Genomic DNA, 26,067 nt, shown 5'->3' with positions numbered 1-26,067 from the left:
TAAAAAAAAGCCCTTTATAATTAAAGGGCTTTTGTAAAATATTTTAAGAATTATTAATTCTTAACGTTACCTCTTGGTGTTTTCTTGTTGTTTTTAGGACCTACTTTAGACATTGCACATCTAAATCCAATATAGTCTGTAGCCATATCTTGTGGGAAATATCTTCTTGATGCTGGGTCTAACCAATAGGCTCTATCTCTCCATGATCCTCCTTTGTATACTCTAACATTATCGTCAACTAAAGTAGTTCTGTTATCAGATTTGTCATATTGTCTTAATTGATTTCCGGCACTATCTGCTGAAATTTTATGTAATGGAGATTTGTACATTCTTTTATTTGGATCCTCTTTTTTACTTGCTTCTTCATCAGTTGCTCCAAAATCAAAGTATCTTGTTGATTGTTTGTCTCCATCTCTATAATTTCTGTTATCAGAAGTTGAGAAGTTTTGTCTTAAGTATGTTTCGTTTTCATCAACAGGTACTTGAGCAATAGATCCAGGGAAATTTCTAGCAATTACTTTACCAGTACTTAATGTGTCATATTTAATGTTTTCGCTAGTAATCATTTCTACAGTACCATCATCACCAATTTTATTCTTAGTGTATACGTTTCCTCTAAAGTAGTTAAAGTCATTCGCTTCATCATCAATAATTGGTCTGTAAACATCTTGTACCCATTCTGCTACATTTCCAGCCATATCATATAATCCGAAATCATTTGGTGGGTAAAATTTAACAATTTGTGTAATATCTGCACCATCATCAGACCATCCAGCTATTCCACCATAATCTCCTTTACCTTGTTTGAAGTTGGCTAATTGATCACCTTTTAATTGTCTTTTACCAGAACGAGTATATTGACCTTTCCAAGGATATTTTTTTTGTCCTTTGTAAATATTGTATTCTCTATTTCCTACTAAAGCTAATGCAGCATATTCCCATTCTGCTTCAGTTGGAAGTCTGTATTCCGGTAAAATTATTCCAGAACTTCTTTGAGCATATACATTTTTAGCTTCAGTACCTGTAGCTGATCCAGACTTTTTGCTAGGAGCTTTTTTGCCCATTTGTTTTTTCAAAACAATATCATCTTTTCCACCAAAAGTTTTTGAAGGTGAATTGATATATGATTCAGTATCAAAATTTGAATCTGCAGTTACTTCTGCACTGATTTTATTTCCTTTTTTAAGGTAACCTTCTTTTTCAAGAATATTTTCGTTTACACGATTGGTTCTCCATTCACAAAATTCTGTTGCTTGAATCCAGTTTACTCCAACTACAGGATAATTTGAATAAGCAGGATGTCTTAAATAGTAATTAGTCATCGTCTCGTTATATCCTAAACGACTTCTCCAAACTAAAGTGTCTGGAACTACTCCATTGTAAATATGTTTGTAATTATCTTCTGTTGGAGGATATACTGATTTTACCCAATATAAGTATTCAGCATACATCATATTTGTAACTTCCGTTTCATCCATGTAAAAAGATTGAACATGTTGCTTTGTTGGGCTGTTATTCCAATCGTGCATTACGTCGTCTTCTACTTTACCCATTGTGAATGTTCCACCTTCAATTGAGGTCATTCCAGGAGGATTTTCTTGCTTTTTAAATTTAGTGTTATATTGGAAACCACCTTTTTTATCGTTGATTTGCCATCCAGTTGCGCTAGAGCCGCCTTTAGTGCTTCCGCTCTTACTGCAGCTGGTAAAACCTATTGCTACAGTCAACGCTAGTAACAATTTTAAAGTCATAATTTTAGTAACTTTCATACTTTTGTAGGTAAAAAATTTAAGTGCCGCAAGATACTAATAAACCATTAATATGCAACAAAAAAATAAAAAAAAATTAAACAATAATTTTACTTGATATACCATAAAACGAAAAAACGTGTTAAATATTGTATAAAGTTATTTAAAAATTTATTATTTGCAATATTTTAGTTTATTTTGCGTTATGATGGAAATGAAAAAGAAATATCTACTTTTATTATTGGTTTCATTTTTGAGTTTTGCTCAAAACACTAAAGAATTTTCATTGATATGGAATGATAATGCCGCATTTGTAATAGGTGAAACAAAGTACATTATACCTCAATTTCAATCCGAGAATTTTGAATTTCACGAAGCAAAAAAATCAATTACATATGTAAATAGTTTCAAGGTGCCTGGCTTGGTTTCTGAAGGAGCTGCCTCAATTGAAAATATTGTATATGAAACAATAGATGTATCTAAATTAAGTGTTTTGGATATCTCTAAAATTTTCTCCAAAATTGATTTTAAATCATTTTCTTCATTTGCAAGAGATGATGCCTATTTTTCTTTTAATTTTAATCCAATAATTAAAGACAATTCGGGATATAAAAGAGTAAAATCATTTACACTAAATTATTCGATTTCAAATTCCAATAGGTCGTCTCAAAGTACAAACTCTATTCAGAACTCAGTTTTAGCTACGGGGTCTTGGCATAGATTTTATGTTGAAAAATCAGGAGTTTATTTAGTGAGCAAAAGTTTTCTTCAAAGCATTGGAGTAAATATTGCTGTTGACCCAAGAAATATTAAAATATATGGCAATGGAGGCAGAATGTTGCCTTTATTAAATAGTACTGCTTATCCAATTGATTTAGAAGAAAATGCCGTTCAGTTTATTGGAGAAGAAGACGGTGTTTTTAATGATAATGATTACATATTATTTTATGCTGAAGGTGTCGATACTTGGAACGAAGAAAGTTTAACGCACGTAAATCAATTTGCAGACAGATCGTATTATTATGTATCTACTTCTGGTTCAGCTGGAAAAAGAATCCAACCTTATATTGAGCCAGTTGGTTCGGCAAACTTATTTCTTTCATATTATGATGGGTATCAATTTCACGAAGTAGACCTTTTTAATGCTGGAAAAATAGGTAGAAGATGGTTTGGTGAAAAATTTGATTTAGATGATAATCAGACTTTTCCATTCGTATTACCAAATTACACTTCGGGTTCACCCGTAAATTTATCTGCAAATTTTGCGGCGGTTTCTTTTGTTTCCACTTCATTTAAAGTAAAAGCTAATGCTGTAGATATAGGAACCGTTTCAATAAACGCAGCTGTAGGTTCTACTCTAGGTTTTGAAAATATTCTAAACACCACTTTTGTTCCTGCTTCTAATGCCGTAACTATTGATTTATCATACATTAATAATGGTGTACCATCTTCAAAAGGATATTTAGATTACATTATTTTAAAATACAATGCCGAATTAAAAGGGTTTGGTAAACAGTTTTTGTTTTCAAATAATTTAGTAAAAACAAACATTGGTGTTGGACAATTTACTATTTCTAATGCGACAAATATTAAATCGGTTTGGGATGTTACGGATATATATAATGTAACAAAATTAGACAACACGCAAAATAGTATGTCTTTTAAATTGGCTTTAGGTCAAGATAAAAAGTTTGTTGCAGTTGATAATCTGGATTTTTACACTCCTTTAAGAGAAAATGAAACAAATGTGGCTAATCAAAATTTAAAAGGGACTATTTTTAAAAATAACCAAGGTCTTTTTCAAGATATTGATTATTTAATAGTTACTCCATTTAGTTTAGTAGCACAAGCAGAAACATTAGCTAATTTCCATAGAAACAATTCAAATATGAATGTTAAAGTAGTGTCGCTACCTTTAATTTACACCGAATTTGGAGGCGGAAAACAAGATGTAGCTGCTATTAGAAATTTTGTAAAATATGTGTATGATAATGCTTCAAATACAGCTAATAAAGTAAAATATTTAAATTTATTTGGGGATGCATCTTACGATTTTAAGAATAGAATTCGAAACAATACTAATGTAGTGCCTATATTTCATGGTTTTGAAGTGTCTCAATCTTTAAATCCGAATAATAGCACTAATTTTTCATTATTTTCATCTTTTATGTCTGATGATTTCTTTACGCTTATGGATGACAATGAAGGAAATATGCAATCTTCAGCAGATTTAATGGATTTAGCTGTAGGTAGAATGCTAGTTTCTTCAAACACACAAGCTTCAGAAATGGTAAACAAAGTACTTGAATATCATGATGAAAGATCTTACAAAAGATGGCGAAATAACCTAGTTTATTATGCTGATGACCCCGATCCTTTTTTATCTGGGGATTATTTGTTACAAAAAGATTTAAACGAATTAGCTGATGAAGTTTCAGTTGCAAATCCGTTTTTTAATAGCAATAAAATTTTTACTGATGCATACGTACAAGAAGTAAGTGCTGGTGGTCCAAGGTATCCTCAAGCAAAAAAAGCATTTTTAGATGCTATAGAATTAGGTGCATTAGTACTAAATTATTACGGACATGGAAATGAAGAAAGTTTTGCTGTAGAACGCATTTTTGAAAAAGCAGACGCACAAGCCTTGGGAAACAGATTTAAATATCCGCTGTTTATTACTATTACTTGTGAATTTACTAGATTTGATGACCCAAACCGCCCGACAGGTGGAGAATATATGTATTGGAATAAAGCTGGAGGCGCCATTTCATTGTTGGCTACAACCAGACAAATTAGTCAATCTTTAGGAATTCAGTTAAATGAAGAAATTTATAATAATTTGTTCACTATGGAAAACAATTCCTACATTTCCATTGCAGAGTCACTTCGTCGAGCTAAAATTAATATTGGTGGTTCAAACAAAAGAGTTGTTTTTTATATTGGCGATCCCGCATTAAAATTAGCCATTCCAAGGCCAAAAGTAGTTTTAACCAAAGTAAATGGCGAAAACATTAATACAACATCACTTTCTTTACAAGCTTTGTCATTAGCTACACTGTCAGGAGAGGTTTTGGACGAGAACAATGCTTTAATAGCTAATTATAATGGAGATTTAGCTGTACAGGTTTATGATAAAAATTTAAACAGATTAACATTAGATAACGACAATGCTTCTTTGCCACCTTATAATCAACCTAAACTAAATTTTGTGAGTTTAGGAGAAGTTATCTACAGAGGAAATGCATCAGTAGTAAACGGAAAGTTTGAATTTAGTTTTATCGTACCACAAGATATTCAAATTCCAATAGGGAATGGTAGAGTAAGTTTTTATGCTAAAAGTATCTCGCCAACTTTGCAAAATCAAACTGGATATAATACGCAAATTAAAGTAGGTGGTGTGAATACATTAGCCCCTTCTGATACCACTCCGCCGAAGTTAAAATTGTACATGAACGATACGAATTTTGTGAGTGGTGGGATTACAAATGAATCACCAATTTTCCTGGCTTTTCTTGAAGATGAAAACGGAATAAACACCGCAAGTGGAATTGGACACGATATTGTAGCTATTTTGGATAATGATGAAAACAATCCATACAATTTAAATGATTATTACGAAACTGAAAACAATAACTATAAAAAAGGAAAGGTTACTTATCCTTTTAGGGATTTAGCTCCCGGTTTACATACTATTTTATTTAAAGCTTGGGATGTATATAATAATTTAATAACGGCTGAAATTCAGTTTGTGGTTATTGGCGATGGTGATTTAGAATTACAAAATGTTTTAAATTATCCAAATCCGTTTGTAAGTTATACCGAATTTTGGTTTAGTCACAATCGACCATTTGAACCATTAGATGTACAAGTTCAAATTCTAACCATAACAGGGAAATTGGTAAAAACAATTAATCAAACTATTGTAAATGAAGGATTTACTTCAAGAGATTTAAAATGGGATGGTAAGGATGATTTTGGTGATAAAATAGGTAAAGGCGTTTATGTCTATAAACTAACAGTAAAATCAGCAATAACGGGTAAAAAAACAGAAAAAATAGAAAAACTTGTAATCCTATAAAAAAAATGTATATTTGTCAATTCACTATAAAAACAATCATATTGAAATAAAATTACATCTGAAATTAACATATAAATAGTAACCAAATCAAACAGATGAAAAATCTAATTAAACTTTTAACAATTTTAGTAGTTGCGCAGTATACGCAAGCGCAAGACAGAGTAATTACTACTGCAGTACCTTTTTTATTAATCGCTGCAGACGCTCGTTCTGCGGGTTTGGCAGATATGGGTGTGGCGACTTCTGCAGATGCGTATTCGCAACAATATAACCCATCAAAATACGCGTTTTCAAAGCAAAAGCAAGGATTTTCAATGAGTTATACGCCTTATTTAACCAGTATTGCAAATGATATTTCTTTAGGACAATTGACTTATTTTAATAGATTTAATGACCGAATGGCTTTTTCTGGTAGTTTGCGTTATTTTGGTTTTGGAGATATTGAACTAAGAGAAACAGGTGACCCTAATGAAGTACCTGTAATTACAAGCCCAAATGAATTTGCATTAGACGGTTCGTATTCATTAAAACTTAGTCCAGAGTTTGCGATGGGCGTTTCTGGTCGTTATATTCGCTCTAATTTAAAAATTGCCAATGCAACAACTGATGCAAGACCAGCAACAACATTTGCAGTGGATGTATCAGGTATTTATCAGTCGGAAGAAGTAGCGTTTGACAATTTCAATGGAAAATGGAGAGCAGGTTTTAATTTTCAAAACTTAGGACCAAAACTATCATATGATAATGATTTGTTAAATGAAAACTTTATCCCAGCAAATATGCGATTGGGAGGAAGTTTTGATTTTATTTTAGATGATTATAATAAAGTAAGTTTAATTGGTGAAACTACAAAATTATTAGTGCCAACACCTCAAACTGTTACGGATTTAAATAATGACGGCGTAATTAATGCTACTGATAAATCTATAAACAATCAAAATTACAGAAAAATAAGTTGGACAAGCGGAATTTTTCAATCTTTTGGCGATGCGCCTAACGGTTTTTCAGAAGAGTTACAAGAATTTACTTGGGCGTTAGGAGCTGAATATTGGTACCAAGATTCATTTGCTTTAAGAACAGGTTATTTTAATGAAAGTGTAGAAAAAGGTGCCAGAAAATACCTAACACTAGGAGCAGGGTTTAAATATAACACAGTTAAAATAGACGTTTCTTATTTGTTCTCAGCATCTAAAGTTAGAAATCCACTTGAGAATACTTTACGATTTTCTTTATCATTTAATTTTGGAGACGAATACGATGATAACTAATAAAATATATAATTAATTTTAATCCAAATTCAATATTTTTGAATTTGGATTTTTTTTCCAAAATAAGTAAAAATATATAAATAAGTAACTTATGAAAGAAATACGAATAGAAACTAAAGTATCTGTTTTTGAGTCATTTGATGAATTATCGGATTCGGAAAAAGAATACATGAATAAAGCCATTGAAATTAGAAAAAAAGCGTATGCGCCCTATTCTAAATTTTTAGTAGGTGCAGCAATTGTTTTAGATAATGGTTCAGTATTACAAGGTTCTAACCAAGAAAACGCTGCGTATCCATCCGGTTTGTGCGCTGAACGAGTAGTTATTTTTTATGCTGGTGCAAATTATCCAGACAATAAAATTGTAAAAATGTTTATTTCCGCTGCACCATCAGACCGTGAGGCGACAAGTCCAATTCCTCCTTGCGGATCGTGTCGTCAATCCATTTCTGAATATGAAGTGAAACAAGATTTGCCTATCGAAATTTATTATATGGGATCAACTGGACCTATACATAAATCGGATTCTTTGAAAAATTTATTACCTTTTATGTTTGATAAAGCGAATCTATAACGATTTCGTTAGTAAAAAATAAAATAAATTGATTATTTTCTTAATTTAAACAGCAATAAATTTTTAGAATAAAATACGTTGTAGTATTTTTGTGGTTCGTAAAAAATAAATAGTTACATATATGAAACCAATTACAAAAGAAGTATATCTAAAATGGTATGAAGACATGCAGTTTTGGAGAAAGTTTGAAGACAAATTAGCAGCCTTATATATACAACAAAAAGTAAGAGGATTTCTTCATTTATATAATGGACAAGAAGCCGTTTTAGCAGGTGCATTGCACGCTATGGAATTAGGCGGAAAAGATAAAATGATTACCGCTTATAGAAATCACGTACAGCCAATTGGTATGGGTGTAGATCCTAGAGCCGTAATGGCAGAATTATTAGGAAAAGTTACCGGAACTTCAAAAGGTATGGGTGGTTCAATGCATATTTTTTCTAAAGAACATGGTTTTTATGGAGGACATGGTATTGTAGGCGCTCAAATTCCTGTTGGTGCGGGTATGGCTTTTGCCGATAAATATTTTGAAACTGGTGGTGTAACATTGACTTATTTTGGAGATGGAGCAGCACGTCAAGGGTCATTACATGAAGCATTCAATATGGCTATGTTGTGGAAATTACCAGTTGTTTTTATTTGTGAAAATAACGGATATGCTATGGGAACTTCAGTAGAAAGAACGGCCAATCATACAGATATTTGGAAGTTAGGTTTAGGATACGAAATGCCTTGTGGGCCTGTAGATGCAATGAATCCTGTTAAAGTAGCCGAAGCAATGCATGAAGCTATGGAACGTGCTAGAAGAGGAGAAGGACCAACTTTCTTAGAAATGAAAACATACAGATACAGAGGACATTCTATGTCTGATGCACAACATTATAGAACTAAAGACGAAGTAGAAGAATATAGAAAAATTGATCCAATTACTCAGGTTTTAGATGTTATTAAAGAAAAAAAGTATGCTACTGAAGCAGAAATTGAAACAATAGATCAAAGAGTAAATGATTTAGTTGCTGAATGTGAAAAATTCGCAGAAGAATCTCCATTCCCTGAAGCACAGCAACTATATGATGTGGTTTACGAACAAGAAAATTATCCATTTATTCCTCACAGACTATAAATTATGGCAACAGTAATTACAATGCCCCGTTTAAGTGATACCATGACAGAAGGCGTGGTAGCCACTTGGTTGAAAAAAGTGGGAGACACAATAAAAACAGGTGAAATTTTAGCCGAAATTGAAACCGATAAGGCCACAATGGAATTTGAATCATTCTATGATGGTGTTTTATTGCATATAGGTATTCAACAAGGTGAATCTGCTCCGGTTGATTCATTATTAGCTATTGTTGGAAAACAAGGTGAAGATATTTCTGCATTATTAAGTGGAAATACTACCGCTTCTGCTGCCGAAGAAATTAAAACAGAAACTAAAACAGCTTCAACGCCATCTGAAATTCCAGCTGGTGTAAAAGTAGTAACTATGCCTCGTTTGTCTGATACGATGACAACAGGTACTGTAGCCACTTGGTTGAAAAAAGTAGGCGATACTGTTAAAGAAGGTGATATCTTGGCTGAAATTGAAACGGATAAAGCTACTATGGAATTTGAATCTTTTAATTCAGGTACTTTATTATATATTGGAGTAGAAGAAGGCGGTACAGCTCCGGTTGATACAATTTTAGCAATATTAGGACCAGCTGGTACGGATGTTTCAGGAATTGCAGCTAACTATTCAGTGGGTGCAACTGTTGCAACTCCAAAGGTTGAAGATGTTAAACAAGATTCAAACCCAACACCAAATACCCAACACGCAACACCTAATTCTAATGATAGAATATTTGCATCGCCTTTAGCTAAAAAAATCGCTTCAGATAAAGGTGTGAATTTATCTCAAGTTAAAGGAACAGGTGAAAATGGAAGAATTACTAAATCAGATGTAGAAAACTTTACTCCATCTGCTGTTAGTACTCCGGTTCAAGCTGCTACAGATGCTACTAATGCAGTTTCGACTGTGAAACCTTTCGTTCCAGCAGGAGAAATGTTTCAAGAAGAAATTAAAAACTCGCAAATGCGTAAAACTATCGCGAGACGTTTATCAGAATCTAAATTTACAGCACCACATTATTATTTAACAATTGAGTTAGATATGGATAATGCGATTGCTTCAAGAAATACAATCAATAGCTTGCCAGAAACTAAAGTTTCATTTAACGATATGGTTATAAAGGCATCTGCTATGGCATTGAAAAAACATCCACAAGTAAATTCACAATGGAGAGAAGATGCAATAGTTATTAATCATCATGTAAATATTGGTGTAGCTGTTGCTGTTGAAGACGGTTTAATGGTTCCGGTATTAAAATTTACGGATCAAATGAGTTTAACTCAAATTGGTGTAAGTGTAAAAGATTTAGCAGGAAAAGCAAAATCAAAGAAAATTCAACCAGTTGAAATGGAGGGAAGTACCTTTACCATTTCTAACTTAGGAATGTTTGGAATTCAATCGTTTACTTCAATTATTAATCAACCCAATTCAGCCATTTTATCTGTTGGAGCCATTGTTGAAAAACCAGTTGTTAAAAAAGGACAAATTGTAGTGGGTAATACCATGACAGTAACTTTAGCTTGCGACCACAGAACAGTTGATGGAGCTACAGGCGCTAAGTTTTTACAAACATTTAAAGCGTTTATGGAAAATCCAGTTACGATGTTAGCATAAAAAAATATTTTTACAATAATGAAATCCTGAAAAATTTTTTTCGGGATTTTTTTTTATATTTACATAAAACAAATACTATTTTGAAAAATATAATAATTACAGGAACTTCTCGTGGAATTGGCTATGAAATGGCTTTGCAGTTTGCTAATGCGGGTCATCAAGTACTGGCGATTTCTCGTAAAACATCACAAGTTTTAATGGAACACGAAAATATTACGTGTTTGTCAATTGATATTTCAGATGAAAATCAGTTGCAACAAGTACTTGTTTTTGTTTCGAAAACTTGGAAAAAAGTGGATGTGCTAATTCATAATGCAGGGAGTTTATTGCATAAAAATTTTACTGAAATTTCTTCACAAGAATTTCAAAATATCTATAAAGTAAATGTTTTCGCTGTCGCAGAACTAACTAAAATTTGTATTCCATTTATGGGAAAAGGAAGTCATGTAGTAACCATAAGTTCTATGGGCGGCATCCAAGGAAGTATGAAATTCGCAGGACTTTCAGCATATAGTTCAAGTAAAGGAGCCGTTATTACATTATCAGAATTATTAGCGGAGGAATATAAAGAAAACGGAATTGCATTTAATGTTTTAGCCTTAGGTGCTGTCAATACAGAAATGTTACAAGAAGCTTTTCCAGGATATGAAGCACCGCTTTCTGCCAAAGAAATGGCGGATTATATATTTAATTTTTCCCTAACTGGAAATAAATATTATAATGGGAAAGTACTTCAGGTAAGTGCTTCAACACCTTAAAAGTAGTAACTTGATTTCAAATTAAACTATATACCTATGACTAAATTAAACGCCATTCAATTATTTGAAGACAAAAAAGTAAGAACCATTTGGGATTCCGAACAAGAAAAATGGTTTATTTCAATTATTGATGTAATTGAAGTTTTAACGGAAAGTCCAAATGCTCGAAAGTATTGGAGTGTTTTAAAACTTCGTTTAAAAAGAGAAGGAAGTGAGTTGACTACAAATTGTAGTCAACTGAAACTGCAATCATCAGACGGTAAATTTTATAAAACAGATGTTGCAGATACAGAACAACTTTTTAGAATAATTCAATCTGTTCCATCTCCAAAAGCAGAACCATTCAAACTGTGGTTAGCACAAATCGCAGCAGAAAGATTAGATGAAATGCAAGATCCAGAACTTTCAATTGATAGGGCTTTGGAGCAATATTTGCAATTGGGATATTCTGAGAATTGGATAAATCAACGCTTAAAAAGTATTGAAATTCGAAAAGAATTAACAGATGAATGGAAAAATAGAGGGGTAAAAGAAGGACAACAATTCGCTATTTTAACAGATATTATTTCTAAATCTTGGTCAAATAAAACTACAAAAGAATATAAAATATTAAAAGGTCTAAAGAAAGAAAATCTTAGAGACAACATGACAAATACGGAGTTAATTTTAAACATGTTGGCAGAAGCTTCAGTAAAAGATATTTCACAGTCTGTAAATCCTGAAACTTTTGAAGAAAACAAAATCGTAGCTGCTCAAGGTGGAAATGTAGCAAATGTAGCAAGGAAAGAATTAGAAGCAAAAACAGGAAAAAAAGTAATTACGGCTACTAATGCAAAAGCACTTTTAAATAGTAAAAATAACGATACCAATTAAATGTTTAACGTTTTACAAAAATATTTACCAGAACACGCCGTAGCACCCGTTTTCGAATTGATTAAGCAAAATCACGTGCATTTAAAAATAGTAAATGAACGAAATACGCGTCACGGTGATTATCGTAGACATCCAGACGGGTTTCATCAAATAACGGTCAATGCCAATTTGAATAAATACCGATTTTTAATGACGTTGATTCATGAAATTGCGCATTTGGTTGCCTTTGAAAAATATGGTAGAAACATTTTGCCTCATGGAACGGAATGGAAAATTACGTTTCAGCATTTAATGATTCCGTTTATTCGTCCAGAAATTTTTCCTCATCAAATATTGCCTTTAATGGCAAGACATTTCAGAAATCCAAAAGCAAGTTCAGATACGGATGCCACTTTGTCTTTAGCGTTAAAACAGTTTGACGAAAGAAATACAGAGCACAATTATATGTTTGAAATTCCGTTTGGTAGTACCTTTCGTATTAAAAATGGAAAAGTTTTTAAAAAAATTGCATTACGCGTGAAACGATATGAATGTTTAGAAATAAGTTCAGGAAGATTATTCTTATTTCAACCTAATGCAGAAGTTGAGGTCATTTCAAATTAATTATACTATTAAATTTATAAAAAAAAGCTTCAGAATTTTCTGAAGCTTTTTTGAATGTATATAAAAAGTTACTCTTTTTTTGTAGTTGTTTTTTTAGGAGTAGCTTCTTTTGATGTTGTCTTTTTTGCTGGAGCTTTTTTAGCTGGAGCTTTCTTTGGAGCTGCTTTTTTTGTTGTTTTCTCTGTTGTTTTTTCAACTTTATCTTTCGCTGCTACTTTTTTTGCAGGTGCTTTTTTAACGGCAGCTTTTTTAACAGGAACTTTTTTAACTATTGGCTTTTCTTCAATTATTTCAGAGGCTTTTTCCAATTTTGGTTCAGCAATTTCTGACTTTTTTACATTCGTATTTTCTTCAGTTTGTTTAGCTTTTCCAAATAATGAGCTAAAAAAATTTAATAATCCCATAATAATTTAGTTTTAAGTTTGTTCAAAGATAAGTAATTGGAAATCAATACACAAAAAATTATTTTAACAAATTGTAAATTTCTTTTTAATTCGCGCTCAAATTTTTAAAATAAAACCAAAGTTCTCTCTTTCTCAATCGTTATCAATTTTCTATATTTGTAAAAAACAGTTTTATGTTATCATTAAATGTAAAAAACGAAACCTCACGATTACGAGCAGTAGTACTTGGAACCGCTATTAGTAATGGACCAACACCTACAGTTGAAGAAGCTTATGATCCAAAATCATTAGAGCACATAAAAGCAGGAACCTATCCAATTGAAGTAGATATGGTTGCTGAAATGGAAGCTTTTAATGCTGTTTTTCAAAAATATAATGTAGAAGTTTATCGACCAGAAATTATTGAAAATTACAACCAAATTTTTTCAAGAGATATTGGTTTTGTTATTGATGACATTTTTATTAAAGCGAATATTTTACCAGATAGAGAACGAGAATTAGATGCCATTCAATACATAATTGATAAAATTAATCCAAAAAAAGTGGTTCGTCCACCCGAAAATGTTCATATCGAAGGTGGCGATGTAATGCCTTGGAATGACTACATTTTTATTGGTACATATAAAGGTTCTGATTATAAAAATTATATTACAGCAAGAACAAATATGGAAGGGGTAGCATTCATTCAAAATTTGTTTCCAAATAAAATAGTAAAGGCTTTTGACTTGGTAAAATCTAAAATTGAACCGCGAGATAATGCGTTACATTTAGACTGTTGTTTTCAGCCAATCGGAACAAATAAAGGAATAATTTACAAAAGCGGTTTTCGTGAAGAAGCAGATTATATGTTTCTTGTAAATTTATTTGGTAAAGATAATTTGTTTCATATCGAAAGAGAAGAAATGTATCATATGAACTCAAATATTTTTTCAATAGCTCCAGATGTAATTGTATCTGAGAAAAATTTCACAAGATTAAATACTTGGTTACGCCAAAACGGTTTTACGGTAGAAGAAATTCCTTATGCCGAAATTTCAAAACAAGAAGGACTACTAAGATGTTCCACTTTACCATTAATTAGAGATTAAATTAATTTGTTTCAAGTTTCACGTAATAAATCCTGAAACCTGAAACTTTAAACAAAATAAAATGAAACAAACTACCAACACCATATTAATGATTCGTCCCGTGGCGTTTCGTATGAACGAACAAACAGCTGTAAACAATTATTATCAAAAAGTTTTAGATGATTTAACTCCAGAAACGGTAAATTTTAAAGCAGTGCAGGAATTTGATGCCTATGTTGAAAAATTAAAAAGTGTAGGCGTACAAGTAATTGTAATTCAAGACAGGAAAGAACCTGACACACCAGATAGTATTTTTCCAAATAACTGGATTTCTTTTCACGAAACAGGTGATGTTGTTTTATATCCAATGTTTGCCGAAAACAGAAGATTAGAACGAAGAGAAGATATTTTGGATGTTTTGGAAGACAAAGGTTTTGAAATAACTGAAATTATGGATTATTCTTCGGCTGAAGAGGATAATGTATATTTAGAAGGAACAGGAAGTTTAATTTTAGACAGAGAATTTAATAAAGCGTATTGCGCGCTTTCGCCAAGAGCTGACGAAGAATTATTTATCGAATTTTGTGAAGATTTTGATATGTCTCCCATTATTTTCGAAGCCTTCCAAACTGTAAATGGAGAAAGAAAAGCGATTTATCATACCAATGTAATGATGTGTATTGCAGAAACATTTGCCGTTATTTGTGCCGATTGTATTGATGATAAAAAAGAACGCAAAATGGTTTTAGAAAACCTTAAAGCGGACGGTAAAGAAATTATTTTAATCACAGAAGAGCAAGTAAATAATTTTGCAGGAAATATGTTACAAGTTCGTGGTGCTGCTGATAAACGTTATTTAGTAATGAGTAATTCAGCATATCAAAATCTAACGAAAGCACAGATTGATAAAATCGAAAAACATTGTGAGATTTTACACGCAAGTTTAGATGTTATTGAAGCGTGCGGTGGGGGAAGCGCGCGCTGTATGATGGCTGAGGTTTTCTTGCCGAAAATCGAATAAATGAAAATTATATAAATGCTTAAATTCCAAATTCCAACACTATTCAGATGGAATTTGGAATTTTTGTTTTAGGAGTATTCTAAATTTAAATTCCTCTAATAATACTTAAAACGGCACTTATTATATATTGAATTCCGATAGCAATGGTTAAAAAACCAATAATTCTGGATATGGCTACAATTCCAGATGATCCTAATATTTTTGCTAAATAATGGGCACTTCGTAATATTAAATAAATTAAAATGGCTACAGCCAAAATGGCAAAACAAGAAAATAATATTTCCGAAGTGGTTATAGAAGCGTCAGATTCTGTTAATTCTTGATAATATGCTATTAATAAAGAAATAGATCCAGGACCAGCAAGCATAGGCATTGCTAAAGGTGTTAAAGCAATATGTTGACGTGTTTCTACTTCTTTTTGCACCTTTTTATTAATTCCTTTGTTTTTGCTAAAGTTTCCATTTAATAATGAAAATCCCGAACTGGCTATTATAATCCCACCTGCAATTCGTAAAGCGGTTATAGTAATTCCGAAAAAAGACAATACATATTGACCTACAAAAAACGAAATTAGTAAAATCACAAATACATTAATTGAAGTAATTAAAGAAGTTTTAGATCGTTCAGATGAAGAATATCCTTGCGTTAATCCTACAAAAATAGGCACGGTTCCAATCGGATTTAAAACAGAAAATAAGGCGGCAAATAAATAAATAAAAATCTCCATAGTTTTTTTGCAAATATATCTTGTTATTCAAAGATAGAATTTATAATACAATTATTTAAATGTAAATTAAAAAACATTTTGTAAATTAGTGTCAATAAAAATCGACAAAATGAAAACGTTAGTTATAGGTGCCACCACAAATAAGGAAAGATATGCTTATAAAGCGATACAAAGTTTAATTAACAAAACGCATCAAGTTGTAGCAATCGGAACCAAAGAAGGTATGGCTTTAGATGTAAAAATTGAGATAACTAAATTTCCATTTACGGGAATTGATACCGTTACATTATACTTAAATCCAAAGAATCAAGAAGACTATTACGACTATATTATTTCATTAAAACCAAGACGCGTGATATTTAATCCTGGAACTGAAAATCCAGCATTTTATGAAATATTAAAACAAAATAATATTGAATTCGATGTGGCTTGCACGTTGGTTTTATTAGCTACAAATCAGTATTAATTTCACCTTTTTTACTTATTAAGTAAAGTCCAATAAAAGTAATTAATCCGTTAACTATAATTAATTCTTCTGCAAATGCATATGGAATTAATTTAGGGGCTTCCGCATCAATTCCAGAATTCATACTAATTAAAAAAGTTATGGCAGGTGATAACAAACAAATAAACGGCACCAATTTATCTTTCACAGAACGATTTTTGGCTAAAATTCCAAAAGCAAACAATCCTAAAAGCGGTCCGTAGGTGTACGACGCAACTTTAAATATCAGTTTTACAACTGATTGATTGGTTAATGAATTAAAAATTAATATCACCAAAAAAATTGCCAATGAAAATCCAATATGCACAAGATGTCTTGTTTTTACTGTGTTTTTTGTTTCTTCTTTTTTCTCCATTCCTAAAAAATCAATACAAAATGAAGTAGTTAATGCAGTTAATGCAGAATCTGTTGTTGCAAATGTAGCAGCGGTTAATCCTAATAAAAACACAACTGCTGGTATTAAAGCAAAATGATTGAATGCTATTTCAGGAAATAATAAATCGGTTCTAACAGCGCCATTTAAAGTTGGAACTGGAATATTATTTTTAGCTGCAAATAAATACAATAAAGCCCCAACACTCAAGAAAAATAAATTGATAATTACAAAAATTCCCGTAAACGTAAACATATTTTTTTGAGCTTCTTTGATGTTTTTACAGCTTAAATTTTTCTGCATTAAATCTTGATCTAATCCTACCATTGCGATGGTGACAAAAATCCCACCTAAAATTTGTTTTACAAAATGTTGTCCTGAACCTATAAAATCTTCAAAAAAGAAAATTTTAGAATATTTCGAACCATTAATTTTTGAAATGGCTTCGCTAAATCCAAAATCTAAACTGTCACAAACAAAATAAATAGTAAAAAACACCGAACTTACTAAAAATACAGTTTGTAACGTATCTGTAATAATAATTGTTTTTAATCCTCCTTTATAAGTATACGCAAAAATTAGTCCTAAACTTATCAAAACAGTCGCCCAAAATGGGATGCCATAAGTGTTAAAAACAAAATTTTGTAACACTAAAACCACTAAATACAATCTAAAGGCAGAACCAATTGTTCTGCTTAATAAAAATATAAAAGAAGCGGTTTTGTAACTAAAATAACCCAATCGTTGTTCAATATACGTATAAATTGAAGTTAAATTAAGTTTATAATATAAAGGTAATAATACGGTGGCTACAATAATAAATCCAATAGCATTTCCTAAAATAAATTGAAAATAAGCAAACTGATTCGCTTCTACAGCACCAGGAACTGAAATAAAAGTAACACCTGAAAGTGCTGTTCCAATCATTCCAAAAGCTACTAAATACCAGGGTGATTTGCTATTTGCTTTAAAAAAAGTATCGTTACTGCTCCCTGATTTTTTGTTCATGAAATAAGAAATTCCAAACAAAACAATGAAATATGAAACAAAAAATAGTAAAATTGTAATTGGTTGCATAAGTTTTTTTTACAAAAATAACAGAATAATGTATATTCGCGGCATATTTGTTTAAATTTGAAAAAATTAATTAAGATGAAAAATTTATTTACAAGAAAGTTCGTAAGCTTTTTAACTTTTTTTATGGTTTCCTGTACTGCATTCGCTCAAAAAGTAGAAAGCAAAGAAAAACTCGCTCCTGCGGTTGTAATTTTTATGGATTTTAATAAATCTTTATATGCAAAAAGTGAAGGAAATGCCTATTTTTCTGAAGATCCTAAGGCCGCCTTGGTTGGTATGATTGTTCCAAAAAAATATACTGATTTGATGGAGGAAATGAAAAAAGATGCAGCAGATGGTGTAAAGAATTTACAAAATGGTGAGTTTGAAAATGCAGGGCAAAAGTATTTTTTCTATTCAGGAAATATTATAGTGGAAAAAACGAAAGAGTTTTTCTTAGAAGTTATATTAAAAGAAACAGATGCTGACCATTGTATTGTGGTAACGTCTATGTTTCAGCCCAAACATAAGTCAATATTTGAAAAAGAAGCAAAAAAAGCTATTATTTCTGCACAAATTTTAAATTAGAACAAAATAAAATCGTAAAAAACCTATTTATATTTATGTAAATAGGTTTTTTCTTTTTAATATATTTGCAAAATGGAATTCTCGTCAAAATTATTAGAAAATGCCGTTAATGAAGTCGCTATGTTGCCAGGTATAGGTAAAAGAACGGCGATGCGATTGGTGTTACACTTGCTAAAACAACCAGCAGAACGAACGCTTTTATTAACAGATGCATTAACTAAAATGCGAAATGAAATTATATATTGTCAAAATTGTCACAATATTTCTGATTTTGCAGTATGTGAAATTTGCAATAATCCTTCAAGAGACCATTCAATAATTTGTGTGGTTGAAGATGTAAGAGACGTAATGGCTATTGAAAATACTAGAATGTATAAAGGAATTTATCACGTTTTAGGTGGTAAAATATCACCTATCGAAGGTGTTTCACCTAGCCAATTAAATATTATTTCATTAGTAGAAAAAGTGAAGGAACAAAAAGTTACAGAAATTATTTTTGCCTTAAGTTCCACTATGGAAGGCGATACTACAAATTTTTATATCTTTAAGCAAATTAAACCATTTTCAATAAAAGTATCAACAATTGCAAGAGGTATTTCAGTTGGTGACGAATTAGAATACGCAGATGAAGTTACATTAGGAAGAAGTTTATTGCAAAGAATTCCTTTTGAATCTTCTATGAAATCAATGTAGATTTTAATACATTAAATAAAATTTAAAAAATAAAGAACGTTAATAAGATGATTAAAAATATTTGTTGTATTGGTGCAGGTTATGTTGGAGGTCCAACTATGGCGGTTATTGCTCAAAAATGTCCACATATTAAGGTAACTGTAGTTGATTTAAATCAAGACAGAATTAACGCTTGGAATAATGAAGATGTGAGTTTATTACCCATTTATGAGCCTGGATTAGATAAAGTAGTTGCTGAAGCAAGAGGAAGAAATTTATTCTTTTCAACCGAAGTAGATCAAGCCATAGATGAAGCGGATTTAATTTTTATTTCTGTAAATACACCCACGAAAACGTATGGTGTAGGAAAAGGTATGGCAGCAGATTTAAAATATATCGAATTATGTGCCAGACAAATTGCTCGCGTAGCTAAAACAGATAAAATAGTTGTTGAAAAATCAACTTTACCTGTTCGTACTGCTCAGGCAATAAAAGATATTTTAGATAATACTGGAAACGGTGTAAATTTTCAAATTTTATCGAATCCTGAATTTTTAGCTGAAGGTACAGCAATTGAAGACTTGTTTGCTCCAGATAGAGTGTTAATTGGTGGGGACACTACAGTTGAAGGCCAAGATGCCATTCGTAAATTAGTTGATGTATATGCAAATTGGGTAAATAAAGATCTTATTTTAACCACAAATGTGTGGTCTTCGGAATTATCAAAACTAACCGCAAATGCTTTTTTAGCGCAACGCGTTTCTTCTATTAATGCAATGAGTGAATTGTGTGAGAAAACAGGTGCCGATGTAAATGAAGTGGCAAAAGCCATTGGTTTAGATAGTAGAATTGGTTCAAAATTTCTAAAATCATCATTAGGTTTCGGCGGTTCTTGTTTTCAGAAAGACATTTTAAACTTGGTATATATCGCTAAATCATACGGTTTAAATGAAGTAGCCAATTATTGGGAACAAGTTATCATTATGAATGACCATCAAAAGCGTCGTTTTTCTAAAAATATTATTAATACGTTATACAATACCGTTTCGGGAAAAAAAATCGCTTTTTTAGGTTGGGCTTTTAAGAAAGACACAAACGATACTAGAGAATCTGCTGCTATTTATGTGGCAAATGATTTAATAAGTGAACGGGCAAATATTGCGGTTTTCGATCCAAAAGTTGAAGAAAATCAAATACTTTCGGATTTAAATTATTTAGAATCTCGTTCAGCGGAAGAAAATAAAAAATACATCTCAGTAGAAAATAATGGCTACGATGCTTGTAATAAAGCTCACGCTATTGCTATTTTGACAGAATGGGATGAGTTTAAAACCTACGATTGGCAAAAAATATATGACAATATGCTGAAACCTGCCTTTGTTTTTGATGGAAGAAATGTATTGAACAAAGCAGAATTGGAAAAAATAGGATTTATTTATCAAGCCATTGGTTCATAAATTATGTTTTTTAATTCCCTTCACTTTGCCGTATTTTTACCAATAATTTTTATTTTATATTGGTTTGTTTTTAATAAAAATAAATCATGGCAAAATGCATTGTTAATTATTGCTAGTTATTATTTTTATGCATGTTGGGATTGGCGTTTTCTTTTTTTGCTTGTCTTTTCTACGCTTTTAGATTATTTTTCAGGTATTCAAATAGAAAAAAGCAAATCAGTTAAGGAAAGAAAATTCTGGTTTTGGTTAAGTGTTATAATTAACTTAGGTTTTTTAGGTGTTTTTAAATATTACAATTTTTTTGCCACTTCATTCACCGAATTACTAAATGGCTTCGGATTTCAAGTAAATCCGTTGTTGATTAAAGTAATTTTACCGGTCGGAATTTCATTTTATACCTTTCATGGCTTATCTTACGTAATTGATATTTATTATAAACGTATAAAAGCCGAGACAAATTTCATCGACTATTCGCTTTTTGTAAGTTACTTTCCTTTATTAGTTGCAGGACCTATTGAAAGAGCTACTCATTTACTTCCTCAAGTAAAAGTAAAACGAGAATTTAATTTCGAAAAAGCCAAAGAAGGCGTCCATCAAATTATTTGGGGATTAGTAAAAAAAGTCGTTATAGCAGATTCTTGCGCCTTGTATGCCAATGAAGTATTCAATCATCAGGAACAAATGAATTCGTTGTCCTTATTATTAGGTGCGATTTATTTTGCTTTTCAAATTTATGGCGATTTTTCAGGATATTCGGATATTGCATTAGGAACTTCAAAGTTATTTGGAATTGATTTATTGAAAAACTTTAATTTTCCCTATTTTTCAAGAGATATAGCTGAGTTTTGGAGACGTTGGCACATTTCATTATCTTCTTGGTTTAGGGATTATTTATATATTCCTTTAGGCGGGAGCAAAGGTGGAAAATGGATACAAGTTCGTAACACGTTTATTATCTTTTTAGTAAGTGGTTTTTGGCACGGTGCCAATTGGACATTCATTGCATGGGGGTTTCTAAATGCTATCTACTTTTTGCCATTACTATTACTAAATAAAAACAGAAATAACTTAGAAGACATTCATTTTAAATGGAATTTTGAAGGAGTAAAAACGATTTTCCAAATGCTTATTACTTTTTCAATAACCACTTTAGCTTGGATATTTTTTAGAGCAAAATCGCTTACAGCTGGCATAGAATATATAAAGAGTATGTTTACGAATTTAAATTTTGATATTCAATATTTAAATAATGCTCGTTATGCTCCAGAATTGCTATGGTTAATTGGTGTTTTTATTTTATTTGAATGGTTTAACAAATACAAAACAGAACCCATTTCCGGAAAATATGAAAATATAAAATTATTGTTTTGCATTTTAGCTATTTTAGCGTTAGGCGTTTTTTCAGATTATAAAGAATTTATTTATTTTCAGTTTTAATGAAACGTTTTTTTAAACTCTTAGTTCTTTTTGTTTTTATACTTTTTATAGCTTCATTGTTATTAGATGTTATTTTTACTACAATAATTTCTCAATCTTCTGAAAGAAATAAAGTAGAAAACGTACTGCATTCATTTGGAAAAAAATATGATGTAGTTATTATGGGAACTTCTCGTGCCAACAATCATTTCGTAACCGATTTGTTTGAAATGAAAGGACTAAAATCCTTTAATTATGGCATTAGTGGCTCGCATTTATTTGAAACGTCTTTGTTGTTAAAACTAATGATGGCAAATAAATTTCAAATTAAGAATCTAATTCTGGAAGCGGATTTAAGTATTTGTAATGAAAAAAGAGACGAAGGAACAACAGCGCGTTTTATGCCTTATATTCATACGAATTCTATTATTAAAGAACATTATAAACACGAATCAGATTTTAAACAACTATATTATGTACCATTTTACAGATATATTAAATTTGATGCAAAAATTGGTTTTAGAGAAGTATACGAAGTACTTTCAAAAAAACCAACAAATACACTTTATAATAAAGGATATTACCCTTTAATCTCAGATAAAAAAGGAAGTATGAAAAATGATATTTCTACATTAAAAGTAATCCGAAATAAATATTACGAAGAAATTAAAAAACTCTGTAAGCAGAATAATATCAATTTAATTGTAGTAATGACACCCATGTGTAAAAACACAAAAGGATTAGATTTTTTTGACAAGGTAAAAAAACAATATCCAGAAATAAATAATTTTGAAAATACGGTTACAGATGATCGTTATTTTGCATCTTGTGGACATCTAAATAATGAGGGGGCTATTATCTATACAAATCACATTATTAATACATTTTTCAAATAGTATATTTTTTGCGGTTTTTTGCCATTATTTATTCTTTTTATTTCTTCAAAATCATCTAAAAACAGCTTAATTTTTCAATTTTATTGTCTTTTATTCTGATTTTTTTGTTTTCTCTAAAACCCTATTAATCAAGATGGTTAAATCACAATTTGACGGTTTAATACATCTTAATGAAATGTTAATTACTTGATATTCAGAAAAATAATAAAAAATGTTGTATCTTTGCATAGTTAATTCAATTGGAGTGGTATGATTTATGTCAATCAAACACAATGTAAAAAATGAATTTTTTTACCCTTTTGAGAAATAAATTTACATGAGAAAAGACATTTTTTATTTTGGAGTTACCATTGCATTTATTGCCATTATTAGTTCTGGTTTTAAAGCATTTAAAGAGGAATCTGTAACAGGGTTTCATATCGATGATTCGGAAGTTTTCGAATATCGAGTACCTTCAAAAGACGAATCGGTAAAGTTCAATTTTTCTATACCTTATACAGGAAATACTTATATCGGTTTCACACAAGCCCTAGGAGTTAAAGAATCTGCAGGCATTTACACTTTGGTTAATCCTTATGGTTATATGGGCAAATACCAATTCGGAAGAAGCACATTACGACACATTGGTGTTTATAACTTCAAAAACTTCCTTGATAACCCAAACTTACAAGAAAATGCTTTTTATACGTTATTATGCATAAATAAATGGGAGTTAAGAAAAGAAATTAAAAATTATTCAGGTAGAATAATTAACGGAATTAAAATTACAGAATCGGGATTGTTAGCGGCAGCTCATTTAGCAGGTGCAAGTTCAGTAAAAGCATACCTTAGAAGTAATGGTAAAAATGGTTTTAGAGACGGATTTGGGACTTCCTTGAGGTCTTATATCAAACGATTTAACGGTTATGATACTTCAAATGTTATATCCAATAGGTTTGCTAAAGTAACAAACTAATTTTTTTGAATAATAAATATACAAGGTCGATTATGTAAATCGACCTTTTGTTTTTTCCAGTCGTTTACGGTTTTTGTTTTTATATATTCTGTCGGTAACGTAACATCGCATGCAATACACAAATTAGTTTGTGGATGAAGTGTGGTTAAAATATCTTCTAAAAATTTATTATTTCTATACGGCGTTTCCATAAAAAGTTGCGCCTGATTTTTTTCTTGAGACCATCTCTCTAAATTTCTCAAAGCACTTTTCTTTTCACTTTTATCAATGGGTAAATAACCAGTAAAAGCAAAACTTTGACCGTTCATACCACTCGCCATTAATGCTAAAAGAATAGAACTTGGTCCTACAAGAGGTACTACCTGAATTCCTTTTTCGTGAGCCAATTTGACAATCACAGCTCCTGGATCAGCAACTCCTGGACATCCAGCTTCGCTCATTACACCCATATTTATTCCGTTTAATAGCGGTTGAATCATTTCGTAGTGTTCAGAAATCTCAGTATGTTTATTTAATGACCATAATTTTAAACTTGGTTGCGATTTTTCTGGGCATATTGCTTTAATGCATTTTCTGGCCGTTTTTTCATTCTCTACAATATAATGATCCAAAAGTGTCACACATCTTTTGATGGTTTCTGGTAAAACATCATTTGGATTTACAGTAACTTCACCAGGATTTGATAAGGTACATGGAATCAAATATAATTTACCAAATGTTGTGTTTGTGCTCATCTTTTATTTTTTTAATAAAGAGAAAATAACTTAATGTGTTTATTTTGAATGAATTTTGTTTGCGATTAGAGTACATGCTTCATCTAACAGATGAAAAATATGTTCAAAATCTTCCATTTCACCATAATAGGGATCTGGAACTTCCAAATCACTAGTTGAATCTACTTCATTCAAAATTAATTTAACTTTTTGTTTGGAAGCCTTATTGGGCGCTATGGCGATTACGTTTTTGTAATTGGAGTTATCCATAACATAAATATAATCGAAAGTTTCAAAATCAGATTTTGATAGTTGCCTGCATTTTTGTTGACTAATGTCAATACCAAATTTCTTAGCAGTTACTATAGAACGTTTGTCTGGTGCCGTTCCAACATGATAGTTTGCTGTTCCAGCACTATCAACTATACATTTATTTCTAGGAAGTTTTGATTGTAAAACACCTTCTGCTAATGGCGAGCGGCAAATATTTCCCAAACAAACCATTAAAACCTTGGTAGGCATTTTAAATACTCAGCTTTTTGTTAATGTCTTCCACAAACTTTTTAAATTGTTTGTCGGTAGCCACTAAATTGTCAACTGTTTTTACAGCATGTAATACGGTTGCATGGTCTCTATCACCAATTTGTGAACCAATATTTGCCAATGATGCTTTAGTGAATTTTTTAGAAAAGTACATAGCTAATTGACGCGCTTGAACAATGTGACGCTTTCTGGTTTTCGATTTTAAAGTTTCTGTATCTAATTGGAAATAATCAGAAACTACTTTTTGAATATAATCAATAGAAATTTCACGTTTGATATTTTTCACAAACTTCTCTACAACTTGCTTAGCTAATTCTATATTAATCTCACGTTTGTTAAATGAAGACTGCGCAATTAATGAAATAATAGCCCCTTCTAATTCTCTAACGTTTGATTTTATATGTTTTGCTACGTATTCTAAAATTTCATCTGGCATTTCAACACCATCTCTGTACAAGATATTTCTTAAGATAGAAATTCTTGTTTCATAATCGGGTTGGTGTAATTCGGCAGACAATCCCCATTTGAAACGAGATAATAAGCGTTGCTCAATATCTTGCATGTCTACAGGCGCTTTGTCTGAAGTTAAAATAACTTGTTTTCCGTTTTGATGCAAATAATTGAAAATATGGAAAAACACATCTTGAGTTCCAGCTTTTCCTGATAGAAACTGAACATCATCAATAATTAATACATCAATAAGTTGATAGAAGTGAATGAAATCATTTCTAGTATTTTTCTTAACAGATTCGATATATTGTTGCGTGAAAATTTCTGCAGAAATATATAAAACGGTTTTTTCAGGGAATTTATCTTTAATTTCAACACCAATAGCGTGTGCTAAGTGTGTTTTTCCTAAACCAACACCACCAAAAATCAATAATGGGTTAAATGACGTACCACCTGGTTTATTGGCAACTGCCAAACCTGCACTTCTAGATAATCGGTTAGAATCGCCTTCTAAAAAATTATCAAAGCTATAATTGGCATTTAATTGAGATTCTATTTTAACATTTCTAATACCAGGAATAATAAAAGGATTTTTCA

Annotated in this window: 24 protein-coding genes; 17 read left to right on the top strand and 7 right to left on the bottom strand. The window is 31.1% G+C overall.

All coding sequences use genetic code 11. The features are described 5' to 3' along the window. Positions 1-53: 53 nt before the first annotated feature. Positions 54-1,769: a gliding motility lipoprotein GldJ gene (gene gldJ, locus ACIQ16_RS05270; RefSeq protein ID WP_396149339.1), complete on the bottom strand. Its 1,716-nt coding sequence runs from the start codon at positions 1,767-1,769 to the stop codon at positions 54-56. Between the two features lie 193 nt (positions 1,770-1,962). Between gldJ and porU the strand changes: the two genes are divergently transcribed. From porU to ACIQ16_RS05230, 8 genes are all read left to right on the top strand, one after another. Next, positions 1,963-5,826, top strand: a complete 3,864-nt coding sequence (gene porU, locus ACIQ16_RS05265; RefSeq protein ID WP_396149337.1) for a type IX secretion system sortase PorU — start codon at positions 1,963-1,965, stop codon at positions 5,824-5,826. Between the two features lie 95 nt (positions 5,827-5,921). Then, the gene (gene porV, locus ACIQ16_RS05260) at positions 5,922-7,094 is read left to right on the top strand and encodes a type IX secretion system outer membrane channel protein PorV (RefSeq protein WP_396149335.1); all 1,173 of its coding nucleotides are present in this window, start codon (positions 5,922-5,924) and stop codon (positions 7,092-7,094) included. 91 nt (positions 7,095-7,185) lie between these two features. Further along, positions 7,186-7,668 carry a cytidine deaminase gene (locus ACIQ16_RS05255; protein ID WP_396149332.1) on the top strand — a complete coding sequence of 161 codons (483 nt, stop codon included), beginning with the start codon at positions 7,186-7,188 and terminating at the stop codon, positions 7,666-7,668. A 121-nt stretch (positions 7,669-7,789) separates the two neighbouring features. Then, complete coding sequence (gene pdhA, locus ACIQ16_RS05250) at positions 7,790-8,791, top strand: pyruvate dehydrogenase (acetyl-transferring) E1 component subunit alpha (protein ID WP_396149330.1); 1,002 nt, start codon at positions 7,790-7,792, stop codon at positions 8,789-8,791. Between the two features lie 3 nt (positions 8,792-8,794). Continuing rightward, complete coding sequence (locus ACIQ16_RS05245) at positions 8,795-10,393, top strand: 2-oxo acid dehydrogenase subunit E2 (protein ID WP_396149328.1); 1,599 nt, start codon at positions 8,795-8,797, stop codon at positions 10,391-10,393. An 80-nt stretch (positions 10,394-10,473) separates the two neighbouring features. Beyond that, positions 10,474-11,151: an SDR family NAD(P)-dependent oxidoreductase gene (locus ACIQ16_RS05240; protein ID WP_396149326.1), complete on the top strand. Its 678-nt coding sequence runs from the start codon at positions 10,474-10,476 to the stop codon at positions 11,149-11,151. Between the two features lie 36 nt (positions 11,152-11,187). Next, positions 11,188-12,024: a Bro-N domain-containing protein gene (locus ACIQ16_RS05235; protein ID WP_396149324.1), complete on the top strand. Its 837-nt coding sequence runs from the start codon at positions 11,188-11,190 to the stop codon at positions 12,022-12,024. Further along, on the top strand, positions 12,025-12,627 hold the full coding sequence (locus ACIQ16_RS05230) for a SprT-like domain-containing protein (protein ID WP_396149322.1): 603 nt from the start codon (positions 12,025-12,027) through the stop codon (positions 12,625-12,627). It begins immediately after the preceding gene. A 68-nt stretch (positions 12,628-12,695) separates the two neighbouring features. Here the strand turns inward: ACIQ16_RS05230 and ACIQ16_RS05225 are convergent, their stop codons facing one another. Then, positions 12,696-13,031: a hypothetical protein gene (locus ACIQ16_RS05225; protein ID WP_396149320.1), complete on the bottom strand. Its 336-nt coding sequence runs from the start codon at positions 13,029-13,031 to the stop codon at positions 12,696-12,698. A gap of 173 nt (positions 13,032-13,204) precedes the next feature. On the opposite strand from ACIQ16_RS05225, the gene ACIQ16_RS05220 reads away from it, so the two are divergent. Both ACIQ16_RS05220 and ctlX read left to right on the top strand, forming a co-directional pair. Continuing rightward, positions 13,205-14,119, top strand: coding sequence for a dimethylarginine dimethylaminohydrolase family protein (locus ACIQ16_RS05220; RefSeq protein WP_396149318.1), 915 nt, complete (start codon positions 13,205-13,207; stop codon positions 14,117-14,119). 61 nt (positions 14,120-14,180) lie between these two features. Continuing rightward, entirely contained in the window at positions 14,181-15,119 is a 939-nt protein-coding gene (ctlX, locus tag ACIQ16_RS05215) for a citrulline utilization hydrolase CtlX (protein WP_396149316.1), read from the top strand. Between the two features lie 85 nt (positions 15,120-15,204). On the opposite strand, the gene ACIQ16_RS05210 is transcribed toward ctlX, so the two are convergent. Further along, entirely contained in the window at positions 15,205-15,846 is a 642-nt protein-coding gene (locus ACIQ16_RS05210) for a MarC family NAAT transporter (protein ID WP_396149314.1), read from the bottom strand. 109 nt (positions 15,847-15,955) lie between these two features. Between ACIQ16_RS05210 and ACIQ16_RS05205 the strand changes: the two genes are divergently transcribed. Then, complete coding sequence (locus ACIQ16_RS05205) at positions 15,956-16,312, top strand: CoA-binding protein (protein WP_396149312.1); 357 nt, start codon at positions 15,956-15,958, stop codon at positions 16,310-16,312. On the opposite strand, the gene ACIQ16_RS05200 is transcribed toward ACIQ16_RS05205, so the two are convergent. Continuing rightward, positions 16,296-17,801 (bottom strand): sodium:solute symporter, encoded by a 1,506-nt coding sequence (locus ACIQ16_RS05200; protein ID WP_396149310.1) that lies wholly within the window; start codon positions 17,799-17,801, stop codon positions 16,296-16,298. The two genes, ACIQ16_RS05205 and ACIQ16_RS05200, sit on opposite strands and share 17 nt — an antisense overlap. Positions 17,802-17,858: 57 nt before the next feature. Between ACIQ16_RS05200 and ACIQ16_RS05195 the strand changes: the two genes are divergently transcribed. The 6 genes from ACIQ16_RS05195 to ACIQ16_RS05170 all read left to right on the top strand — a co-directional run bounded on the left by ACIQ16_RS05195 (position 17,859) and on the right by ACIQ16_RS05170 (position 23,764). Beyond that, positions 17,859-18,368 (top strand): hypothetical protein, encoded by a 510-nt coding sequence (locus ACIQ16_RS05195; protein ID WP_396149308.1) that lies wholly within the window; start codon positions 17,859-17,861, stop codon positions 18,366-18,368. Positions 18,369-18,440: 72 nt separating this feature from the next. Beyond that, positions 18,441-19,061 (top strand): recombination mediator RecR, encoded by a 621-nt coding sequence (recR, locus tag ACIQ16_RS05190; RefSeq protein WP_396149306.1) that lies wholly within the window; start codon positions 18,441-18,443, stop codon positions 19,059-19,061. Between the two features lie 47 nt (positions 19,062-19,108). Continuing rightward, complete coding sequence (locus ACIQ16_RS05185) at positions 19,109-20,497, top strand: UDP-glucose 6-dehydrogenase (protein ID WP_396149304.1); 1,389 nt, start codon at positions 19,109-19,111, stop codon at positions 20,495-20,497. A gap of 3 nt (positions 20,498-20,500) precedes the next feature. After that, entirely contained in the window at positions 20,501-21,934 is a 1,434-nt protein-coding gene (locus tag ACIQ16_RS05180) for an MBOAT family O-acyltransferase (RefSeq protein WP_396149302.1), read from the top strand. After that, on the top strand, positions 21,934-22,809 hold the full coding sequence (locus tag ACIQ16_RS05175) for a hypothetical protein (RefSeq protein ID WP_396149300.1): 876 nt from the start codon (positions 21,934-21,936) through the stop codon (positions 22,807-22,809). The genes ACIQ16_RS05180 and ACIQ16_RS05175 overlap by 1 nt, the downstream gene beginning before the upstream one ends. Positions 22,810-23,125: 316 nt before the next feature. Further along, positions 23,126-23,764, top strand: coding sequence for a peptidoglycan-binding protein LysM (locus ACIQ16_RS05170; protein ID WP_396149298.1), 639 nt, complete (start codon positions 23,126-23,128; stop codon positions 23,762-23,764). On the opposite strand, the gene ACIQ16_RS05165 is transcribed toward ACIQ16_RS05170, so the two are convergent. The 3 genes from ACIQ16_RS05165 to dnaA form a co-directional block, all read right to left on the bottom strand. Further along, positions 23,761-24,498 carry an SAM-dependent methyltransferase gene (locus ACIQ16_RS05165; RefSeq protein WP_396149296.1) on the bottom strand — a complete coding sequence of 246 codons (738 nt, stop codon included), beginning with the start codon at positions 24,496-24,498 and terminating at the stop codon, positions 23,761-23,763. The two genes, ACIQ16_RS05170 and ACIQ16_RS05165, sit on opposite strands and share 4 nt — an antisense overlap. 39 nt (positions 24,499-24,537) lie before the next feature. Then, on the bottom strand, positions 24,538-24,999 hold the full coding sequence (locus ACIQ16_RS05160) for a low molecular weight protein-tyrosine-phosphatase (protein WP_396149294.1): 462 nt from the start codon (positions 24,997-24,999) through the stop codon (positions 24,538-24,540). 1 nt (position 25,000) lies between these two features. Continuing rightward, on the bottom strand, positions 25,001-26,067 hold a 1,067-nt coding region (gene dnaA, locus ACIQ16_RS05155; protein WP_396149292.1), incomplete at its 5' end, for a chromosomal replication initiator protein DnaA.

This window comes from Flavobacterium sp. (genome assembly GCF_044360715.1).
Lineage (GTDB): Bacteria > Bacteroidota > Bacteroidia > Flavobacteriales > Flavobacteriaceae > Flavobacterium.
Note: the sequence above shows the minus strand (reverse complement) of the source record. Positions and strands in the feature narration are given on the sequence as shown.

What these genes read in the sequence shown, in the direction of transcription:
- gldJ (WP_396149339.1), bottom strand. Translation starts at nt 1,769, where the DNA reads ATGAAAGTTACTAAAATTATGACTTTAAAATTGTTACTAGCGTTGACT.
- porU (WP_396149337.1), top strand. Translation starts at nt 1,963, where the DNA reads ATGAAAAAGAAATATCTACTTTTATTATTGGTTTCATTTTTGAGTTTT.
- porV (WP_396149335.1), top strand. Translation starts at nt 5,922, where the DNA reads ATGAAAAATCTAATTAAACTTTTAACAATTTTAGTAGTTGCGCAGTAT.
- ACIQ16_RS05255 (WP_396149332.1), top strand. Translation starts at nt 7,186, where the DNA reads ATGAAAGAAATACGAATAGAAACTAAAGTATCTGTTTTTGAGTCATTT.
- pdhA (WP_396149330.1), top strand. Translation starts at nt 7,790, where the DNA reads ATGAAACCAATTACAAAAGAAGTATATCTAAAATGGTATGAAGACATG.
- ACIQ16_RS05245 (WP_396149328.1), top strand. Translation starts at nt 8,795, where the DNA reads ATGGCAACAGTAATTACAATGCCCCGTTTAAGTGATACCATGACAGAA.
- ACIQ16_RS05235 (WP_396149324.1), top strand. Translation starts at nt 11,188, where the DNA reads ATGACTAAATTAAACGCCATTCAATTATTTGAAGACAAAAAAGTAAGA.
- ACIQ16_RS05230 (WP_396149322.1), top strand. Translation starts at nt 12,025, where the DNA reads ATGTTTAACGTTTTACAAAAATATTTACCAGAACACGCCGTAGCACCC.
- ACIQ16_RS05225 (WP_396149320.1), bottom strand. Translation starts at nt 13,031, where the DNA reads ATGGGATTATTAAATTTTTTTAGCTCATTATTTGGAAAAGCTAAACAA.
- ACIQ16_RS05220 (WP_396149318.1), top strand. Translation starts at nt 13,205, where the DNA reads ATGTTATCATTAAATGTAAAAAACGAAACCTCACGATTACGAGCAGTA.
- ctlX (WP_396149316.1), top strand. Translation starts at nt 14,181, where the DNA reads ATGAAACAAACTACCAACACCATATTAATGATTCGTCCCGTGGCGTTT.
- ACIQ16_RS05210 (WP_396149314.1), bottom strand. Translation starts at nt 15,846, where the DNA reads ATGGAGATTTTTATTTATTTATTTGCCGCCTTATTTTCTGTTTTAAAT.
- ACIQ16_RS05205 (WP_396149312.1), top strand. Translation starts at nt 15,956, where the DNA reads ATGAAAACGTTAGTTATAGGTGCCACCACAAATAAGGAAAGATATGCT.
- ACIQ16_RS05200 (WP_396149310.1), bottom strand. Translation starts at nt 17,801, where the DNA reads ATGCAACCAATTACAATTTTACTATTTTTTGTTTCATATTTCATTGTT.
- recR (WP_396149306.1), top strand. Translation starts at nt 18,441, where the DNA reads ATGGAATTCTCGTCAAAATTATTAGAAAATGCCGTTAATGAAGTCGCT.
- ACIQ16_RS05185 (WP_396149304.1), top strand. Translation starts at nt 19,109, where the DNA reads ATGATTAAAAATATTTGTTGTATTGGTGCAGGTTATGTTGGAGGTCCA.
- ACIQ16_RS05180 (WP_396149302.1), top strand. Translation starts at nt 20,501, where the DNA reads ATGTTTTTTAATTCCCTTCACTTTGCCGTATTTTTACCAATAATTTTT.
- ACIQ16_RS05175 (WP_396149300.1), top strand. Translation starts at nt 21,934, where the DNA reads ATGAAACGTTTTTTTAAACTCTTAGTTCTTTTTGTTTTTATACTTTTT.
- ACIQ16_RS05170 (WP_396149298.1), top strand. Translation starts at nt 23,126, where the DNA reads ATGAGAAAAGACATTTTTTATTTTGGAGTTACCATTGCATTTATTGCC.
- ACIQ16_RS05165 (WP_396149296.1), bottom strand. Translation starts at nt 24,498, where the DNA reads ATGAGCACAAACACAACATTTGGTAAATTATATTTGATTCCATGTACC.
- ACIQ16_RS05160 (WP_396149294.1), bottom strand. Translation starts at nt 24,999, where the DNA reads ATGCCTACCAAGGTTTTAATGGTTTGTTTGGGAAATATTTGCCGCTCG.